Genomic DNA, 7,137 nt, shown 5'->3' with positions numbered 1-7,137 from the left:
GCTCCTTTCAAAAGCAGACTTTGACACCTGCACTATGGCGCATTGCGACGCCGGTTGAAGCAGGAGCCATCCACCCCATCAGCTTTGAGCCATAGTCTCCTTGATGCCAACTACTCAGACACGCTGTCCATCCCCCATTGGATTGAATACAACTAGTAAATTTTGGCAAAAAATAAGACGTTTTTGGCGGTCACTCAAATACAAGTACTTGCACGAAACATTAGATTTTGTGTTAACCAAGTGATGCGGACCAGATGCATGAACCGACCGATAGCAATCATTGCACTAACGTTAGTTGCGGCGTGCGCCGTCGATGAAAATGAGTCGTCTCCGACCAATACACTTACGCCTGTGGCCGCTCCGACGGCTTCTGGCGCGGCATCCCCAGTTCATACCCAAACAGTTTGGGTGAACCCCATAGATGGTCAGACATATATGCGTTTGGGAAGCGAAGATATGTTCATGCACCTTGATACCAACGACATGTATATGCGGGTTGGCTCAACTCATGCGATGAACCTCGAAACCGGCGAACTTAAGTACATGGGCGGCTGGTGATGGACCAACTATTTGTAATTATCGTGGGAGCGTTGACGCTCTTTTTTTTGATCTGGCTGTACATCCTGCTGCCCGCAGGGATGGCGGAACGGAGAAATCGTAGCCAACTGATTTGGGTCCTTATCAGTTTTGTGGGATCACCTATTCTAGCCTGTCTCCTTCTGCTGGCTTTGGGAGATGCAGAATGAGGTACACTTTCTAAGCCACTATTCTCTCGGTGGGCTGCCTTGCAGCATTGCTTGGTCATGCAACGACGCTTGAAGGCAAAGTCGTACATGTCCGGGACGCCGACACTCGCTCCAGTTCATCACCTACAATAGCTGGCCCGCTTGAGCCGTGATTTTGCTGCTGGGGTCTCAAGATGTCTATAGCGACCCCCAGAGTACCGCCGACAGTCTAGCGCATGCCCAGCAGCGATAACAGCAGCACTGAGGTTTTCGCCATCTGCGTAACATGTACCGATATAGCGGTCTCCGTGCGTCTCACCAGTCAGCTCGCATCGTATTGACTTACCGCGGAGGTAGTTCACCATCCAGCGCCTTCCGTCCTGACCAGCTAGTGTGTCCAGCTCGGGTGCGTCAACGCCCTGAAACCTAACCGGGGTGCCGTCTACAACAATTGTGTCAGCGTCTCGGACGTGCAGGGAACCCGCATGGGCAGCAACGGAAAGCACGACTAATACAACGGAAAGAAGGTACTTCATCAATTGGCCCCAATCTCAACTGCTTCGGTGCGCCAAGTGATTAAGCTTCTATACGCCAGTTAGCAACTCGTTGGACCGAAACGAGTACTCTTCCTTTTTTCCAATGATGACGTGGTCATGGACCAAGATTCCCACGGTATCGCACGCGTTCTGAATCCGTTCAGTCATCAAAATATCTGGCCGGCTGGGGGTCGGATCACCCGAAGGGTGGTTGTGGACTAGGATGAGCGCGCTCGCATTGAGTTCAAGGCCACGTTTCACAACTTCCCGCGGATACACCGGCACATGATCGACGGTGCCCCGTGCCTGCTCTTCGTCAGCAATCAATACGTTCTTACGGTCCAAATACAGCACCCGGAATTGCTCCACCTGTCGATGAGCCATGGCCGTACGGCAATATGTAACCAGAGCTTCCCATGATGACATCACATCCCGCTTCATGACTTGCGCCTGGGCCATCCTGTGCCCGAACGCTTCGACCACGCGCAGGTGGTAGTAAACCCGATCGTTTGCTCCTTCGACTTGGAGAATACGGTGCTTGGACGCAGCAACCACACCGTTCAGATCACCAAACTCAGCCAGAAGGCGCTTAGCCAACGGCTTTACGTCAATCCGTTGAATCGCATTGAACAAGAGTAGTTCCAGCAACTCGTACTCGGGCATTGGCTCGTGACCGCCCTTGAGGAAGCGAGTTCTCAGCCGTTCACGATGACCCCAGTAATGCGGTCTCTTGGCCCCGTCATCTCCCTTGACCAAACCGCCACCAGCGGCATTTTTTGGCGATAGCCGGTCACGGTTGACATAGGCGGGCGCGTAGGCCGGTTCCAAAACTGCGTCAGGTGGTGGAGCACGGGCTTCCAGATCCTTGAGGCCTTCCAAAGCATCTTCGGAAAAACCGCTTTGCCCATCGTACTTGACCAGCTTGCCGAACCTCTTCTTGTCTCCGGCAATGACCTGTTTGAGATGATCGAGCATTTGGCTTTTCATTAATGGATCCGCTTCAGACGCCTACGACGAAACCTTGCTCTAGTGTTGGTTAATGAACGGTAAATACTATGAAGCCGACTGTCCTCGGCGCCAAGGTACTTACTTCGGCCCTATTGTTTTTGCCTTCTAGCGGGGCTTCCGGCTCTCGTGACCGGTCAAGTCTGCTTTCTACTGTAGGCTTAGTGAACCAAGCTTCTTGGCCCATCTTTCTGCATGCTCACGAAACACCTCAGACCGGTCAACATGCATCGCCATTAGAGCACATCCAGCCCACATGGCAGCGCTATATTCTGCATCTTTCTCTTGCATCGCATGGGCATTTGCGACGGCAGAACCAGGTGTTGCTCGCTCGTGTTTCAAGTAAGGCTCCTTGTTGTGAACTCAGCCGCAGGAAATCGTTGGCCTCTGCATCTGTAATTTCGCACAACGACTCTATTGGCTCACCTAGGCCACCTACCGGAGGCTGATAGTTTGGCCTTGCCTCGTTAGTGAGGCGTGAGAGCTCCACCTTCAAGAGGCGATACTGATAGTAGTATCGCCGAGCCAAAGTGATGTAAGCACGCACAGCGTCACAGGTCTTTAGGGCAACTCTTAGGTATGCGCAAAAACCCCCGGCAGTGACCGAACTATCGCTTGCAAATCAGCTTTCACCATCCGGTCAACGCTCGCTGTCAGCCAAGCATTTGCGTGAATTTGCGTCATTCCCCGCTCCTTGTTGTGAACGCTACGGACACGCCGATGACAAAATTCTGTCAATTTCCCCTTTTACCAATTTCGATTGGTACAACAAAGATTCCCTTGCTGCCTGAAAGCCCTCGAAAGATGTAAACCCGGTTATTCTTGGATCGGTTTCTTCATCGCTGGCCAGGTCATTAAGGGCATCATTTAGAGCTGTTAACTTATCATTTAGCTCATTCAAACGATCATTATCCATTCATCATGCTCCTATTTATGGACCTCCACTAGAGCCTGTCGACATCAAGTCCGGCAGCGCGTAGCCGACCTGCGATCTTCTTCATTTTCGAAAATTCCGTACCGAAGGACTGGCCAATTCCTAGTACCTCACAAAACTCCCTTCCGGTCACGTCCGCCAGTTCATCAGCGTACTTGATAACTTGGACATGAAGCTCCGCGACATAGCCGTCCACAGGCTTCGCTGTAGCATCCTTGATCCGGTACAGTATTTCTTTGGTGGTCAATTCGTTGCTCCTTAATCTTCATACATTACGATGATGGCTTTGAACGTAATTCCGTGGTGAGTTCCACCCAAGGCCACCCAGCGCTAAGTTTGGTCAATCGCTTCTGTCATTTACCGCCAATTTACCTCACCTCTAGTCCAATTTCCGCGCACCTGAGCCAGTCGCCTTGATCACCTTATCACGCACCCACGAGAACCTCACTCCAATGAGGAAATGAATGTCGCTGTTACGCGATCAAAGACTTCCATACCCTCCCTGCGAATACGGTTCATCTCGTCCTGTAGAGCAGAGATGTCGACTCCGTCACCCGACACAGGTAGCTGAACTCGCTTAATCTCTTGATTATCTTTCAAAATCACAGCTATCACGAACATAGTTTCCTCCTTTTTGTGAACTCTACCAATAGCCGGTCCGCCAAGGCGGACGTTCGCTGTTTGCTAACCCAGTTGGAAAAGTGTCTTTGTTTTCCTCCAGCACCAACCAGAGATGATCAGGAATGTGGAATGGTACCGCCAGAGGATCGACCGGCTGAGAACCCTTCATGGCCAACCTGACAAACCGCCGTGCATAAAGGGTGTTTGCACCACTGGCATCGGTCTCGGCAGTAAACACTTTTTGCCTCTTTTCGAGCAGATACCCAATAATCGCCTTTTCTTGTTCCGTCATGAACGGAATGTACTGAGCAAGCTCCGATTTTTCGTGTTCGATGGTCGCCGCCAAGTCGATACGCTCACGCCTCTTGGCAAGCGCGCTGGAAAGGAATTTTGATAGGTGCTCAAAGAGCCCAGCCAATGACATTCCACCGCAAACGAGAAAGGCCAAAGGCACCCCATACACTACCCAAGTCGCCTCTATTGGAGGCAAGACTCCGAAATGCAGCATGAGCCAAAACGCGGCCAATCCAATCGATATTGCACCAAGTTGCCAGCTACTGGCTTTCAGTATCTCTAACCATCTGGGATCCGGCGTCATTTCGATTTCCTATGCAACCCAAATATTAATGGTTTCGACTTCAGTTTCCATGCGCCCGAAACTGTACCAATTGTCAAACTACTTGTTTCCACGTCGCGCTTTTGGCAACTGCACTTCATCTAGTTGCTTTGTGAGTTTTCTTAGGTCGTCTATCCGTCCTGACCGAATTAGAGGATAGATCGCCTCCAAAAAAGCTAAGTGTCGCGGTATGTTGAAACCCTTTTTCCCGAATTGATGCGGAGGCGTTTCGATACCAAGACTGTTTAGCTGCGAGTAAAACGCAAAAAGAATCGCACTTATGTTCTCGTCATCGCAATAATCCTGAATTTTCTGTCGGCTTCTGGCCTTCCGCCGTACTGCGTATAACAGGTCTGGAGCCATACCAACCAAGTTGACCTTGGTGTTTCTGCGCTTGCCTTTTTTGATCAAATAGATGGAACGAATAAACCGCCACAACTCCAAACCAAGAGAAATCACCCCAATTAGAAAAAGGGCAACCATTAAAACGTAGAGACAAACGATCCAAACCGAGCCGGCTGGTTTTGAAAAGACGTCTATATCTCGAAATGCACCCATGTATATTGCTACAGCCAAGGGTATGGACACACGTGCGGGGACTTCTGATACAATCTGAATAGCTTTGTGAAACGACGAAAAGTCCAAATTATTGAGCATCAAAAACTGTCTTTCTAATCTCATTTTGGTTTAAGCGCGCCCGAACCAGTCGCCTTTATAACTTGATCGCCCACCTAATGATCAGGGACTTCCGCGCCAACAATTTCGCGCACCCTATCAACCACAGCACTACGCTTCATTTCAGGGGTGCGCCACGGCGACACAATAGTTTCGACTTGCTACACGGTCGGTACTGGCCACACCGGTATTGCACCCCTGCCCTCATTCTTTTCTACCTTGACCCCAACAGGTTCAAGCTTCTGAAGATCCCGTATACTCTTTTTCCTTGAGTTGCGTAACAAATTGCAAGCGCTGCTAAAGCCTGATTTTTCACGACTGGGAGATATCGGCGATTTCGGCGAACGTCCGGTGCCAGTGGAAGCTGTTGTCGAGGCTGTAGTCAGTTCACAGGTCCTGACCCTAGTAAGCCATATGGCGGGTACTTTGGCAGGTAGAAAACCGCCAGAATATTTTTTACAATATTTTCAATTGCTTAATTTACCAAATGGCGGACCGAGGAGGATTCGAACCCCCGACCCCTTGATTCGTAGTCAAGTACTCTATCCAGCTGAGCTATCGGTCCGCGTTGGTGAAGCGGTGTTTAGACCCGGCGCGGGAGACGTGCAAGCCGATTCTGCAAAAAATCTTCAAAAAGTTAGATCGCCGCGTGGGAGGCTTATTTCAAAGGTTGTACCGGTGGGTCCGGTCTCTTTCAACACAAGATCCCCCCCATGTCCGCGCACCAGTTCCTGTGAAATCGCAAGCCCAAGGCCCGAGCCCCCCTTGCGTACGCCGCCTTGGAATGGCGTGAACAGATTCTCGCGTGCTTTGGGCGGTAGGCCGGGGCCGGTATCGCGGATTTCGATGCACCAGCTGGCCTCCATGGCGCAGCCGGTGACAGTGACGCGCCCGGGTTTGCCTGAGGAGACCAGAGCCTGCCGGGCATTGCGCACAAGGTTCATGATCACACGGAACAGCTGCTCTGGGTCTGCGCGCACGACCAGATCCTCGGGCACCTCGTTCACGATTTCGACGCAGGCATCGGCAACGGCCAACTGCTCGCTGGCGGCAACATCTTCGGCGATGCCGCGGACGCGCACCATGGTCAGGGTCGGCGCAGGCTCTTCCGCCCGACCGAAGGCAAGGGTGCTTTCACACAGCGAAACCGCGCGAGTGATCGAGTTGACCAGCTTGGGTGCCATACGGCGGACCAAGGGGTCATCGCTGGCTTCGATCCGATCCGTAAACAGCTGCGCCGAGGTCAGGATATTGCGCAGGTCATGGCTGACCTTGGCCACCGCACCACCCAATTGCGCCAGACGTTCGCGTTGTTTCAAAGCCTGAGTCAGGTCGGTCTGCAGCATCTTGAGGGCCTCCTCCGCTTCACGCAGTTCGGTGACCTTGGAGTTGGGAGTGATAATGCCCCGCGCATCCTCGGGCGCGCTGGCATAGCGCTGCATATAGCCGACAACGCTTTTGATCGGGCGTACCAGCACAACGCGCACAGCAAGGAACAGGAAGAAAGCCGTGATGATAGAAATAACGAAGGACAGACCCAGAATGCGCAGCCCGTAGTCGACCATCGCCATGCGCAAGGGCATGCTGTCAATGGTCACCTCGATCAGCAAACCGGCCCCTTTGACCGGCTCACCGATCACGCGGATGACCTCATTTTCAGTGGTGAAAAAACGGGTCATCGCATCGCGGATCAGGATCCACGGGCCCGCGTCGCGTAGGTCATAGGTGTTGGTGATCTGCTCCGGGATGGGCGAAGACAGCATCAGCTGCCGCACCTCATCGCGCCGCAGGACAACGTTGTAGACACCCGCATTTGCCAGCAGCTCGGCCTCAAGATCGTCGGCGAGCATATCATCGGCCAGCAGCGCCAAAGACGCAATCTGCGCGCGCTCCAGCCGGTTCAGCAAGAAGTCTTCCCGGAAACGCGCGATGGACGGCACAAAGATCAGGACTTCGGCCAACATCACGAAGACCGTCGTCAGGATCAGAAATCGGCCGGACAGCGAGTTCAATTGGCGCTCCTCT

The 7,137-nt window shown here is 52.5% G+C and carries 7 protein-coding genes and 1 tRNA gene; all 8 read right to left on the bottom strand.

Annotation, left to right across the window (positions count from 1 at the left end):
- Positions 1–865 precede the first annotated feature (865 nt).
- On the bottom strand, positions 866–1,261 hold the full coding sequence (locus tag ACR0I8_RS21845; protein WP_480703638.1) for a thermonuclease family protein: 396 nt from the start codon (positions 1,259–1,261) through the stop codon (positions 866–868).
- Positions 1,262–1,309: 48 nt separating this feature from the next.
- Positions 1,310–2,236 (bottom strand): RadC family protein, encoded by a 927-nt coding sequence (radC, locus tag ACR0I8_RS21840; protein ID WP_480703637.1) that lies wholly within the window; start codon positions 2,234–2,236, stop codon positions 1,310–1,312.
- A 736-nt stretch (positions 2,237–2,972) separates the two neighbouring features.
- Positions 2,973–3,182, bottom strand: coding sequence for a hypothetical protein (locus tag ACR0I8_RS21835; protein ID WP_170693026.1), 210 nt, complete (start codon positions 3,180–3,182; stop codon positions 2,973–2,975).
- Between the two features lie 28 nt (positions 3,183–3,210).
- Complete coding sequence (locus tag ACR0I8_RS21830; protein WP_170693024.1) at positions 3,211–3,447, bottom strand: HTH-like domain-containing protein; 237 nt, start codon at positions 3,445–3,447, stop codon at positions 3,211–3,213.
- Between the two features lie 396 nt (positions 3,448–3,843).
- Positions 3,844–4,419 (bottom strand): hypothetical protein, encoded by a 576-nt coding sequence (locus tag ACR0I8_RS21825; RefSeq protein ID WP_170693022.1) that lies wholly within the window; start codon positions 4,417–4,419, stop codon positions 3,844–3,846.
- Positions 4,420–4,497: 78 nt separating this feature from the next.
- Complete coding sequence (locus tag ACR0I8_RS21820) at positions 4,498–5,094, bottom strand: hypothetical protein (protein ID WP_170693020.1); 597 nt, start codon at positions 5,092–5,094, stop codon at positions 4,498–4,500.
- Between the two features lie 506 nt (positions 5,095–5,600).
- Positions 5,601–5,677: transfer RNA gene (locus ACR0I8_RS21815), tRNA-Arg, on the bottom strand.
- Positions 5,678–5,741: 64 nt separating this feature from the next.
- Positions 5,742–7,124: an ATP-binding protein gene (locus ACR0I8_RS21810; protein WP_480703635.1), complete on the bottom strand. Its 1,383-nt coding sequence runs from the start codon at positions 7,122–7,124 to the stop codon at positions 5,742–5,744.
- Positions 7,125–7,137 lie beyond the last annotated feature (13 nt).

Source organism: Ruegeria sp. BG9, from assembly GCF_056538305.1.
This window is presented reverse-complemented; position numbering and strand designations above follow the sequence as displayed.

Coding starts and splice junctions, on each gene's coding strand:
- ACR0I8_RS21835 (WP_170693026.1), bottom strand. CDS start 3,182: ATGGATAATGATCGTTTGAATGAGCTAAATGATAAGTTAACAGCTCTA.
- ACR0I8_RS21820 (WP_170693020.1), bottom strand. CDS start 5,094: ATGCTCAATAATTTGGACTTTTCGTCGTTTCACAAAGCTATTCAGATT.
- ACR0I8_RS21845 (WP_480703638.1), bottom strand. CDS start 1,261: ATGAAGTACCTTCTTTCCGTTGTATTAGTCGTGCTTTCCGTTGCTGCC.
- ACR0I8_RS21825 (WP_170693022.1), bottom strand. CDS start 4,419: ATGACGCCGGATCCCAGATGGTTAGAGATACTGAAAGCCAGTAGCTGG.
- radC (WP_480703637.1), bottom strand. CDS start 2,236: ATGCTCGATCATCTCAAACAGGTCATTGCCGGAGACAAGAAGAGGTTC.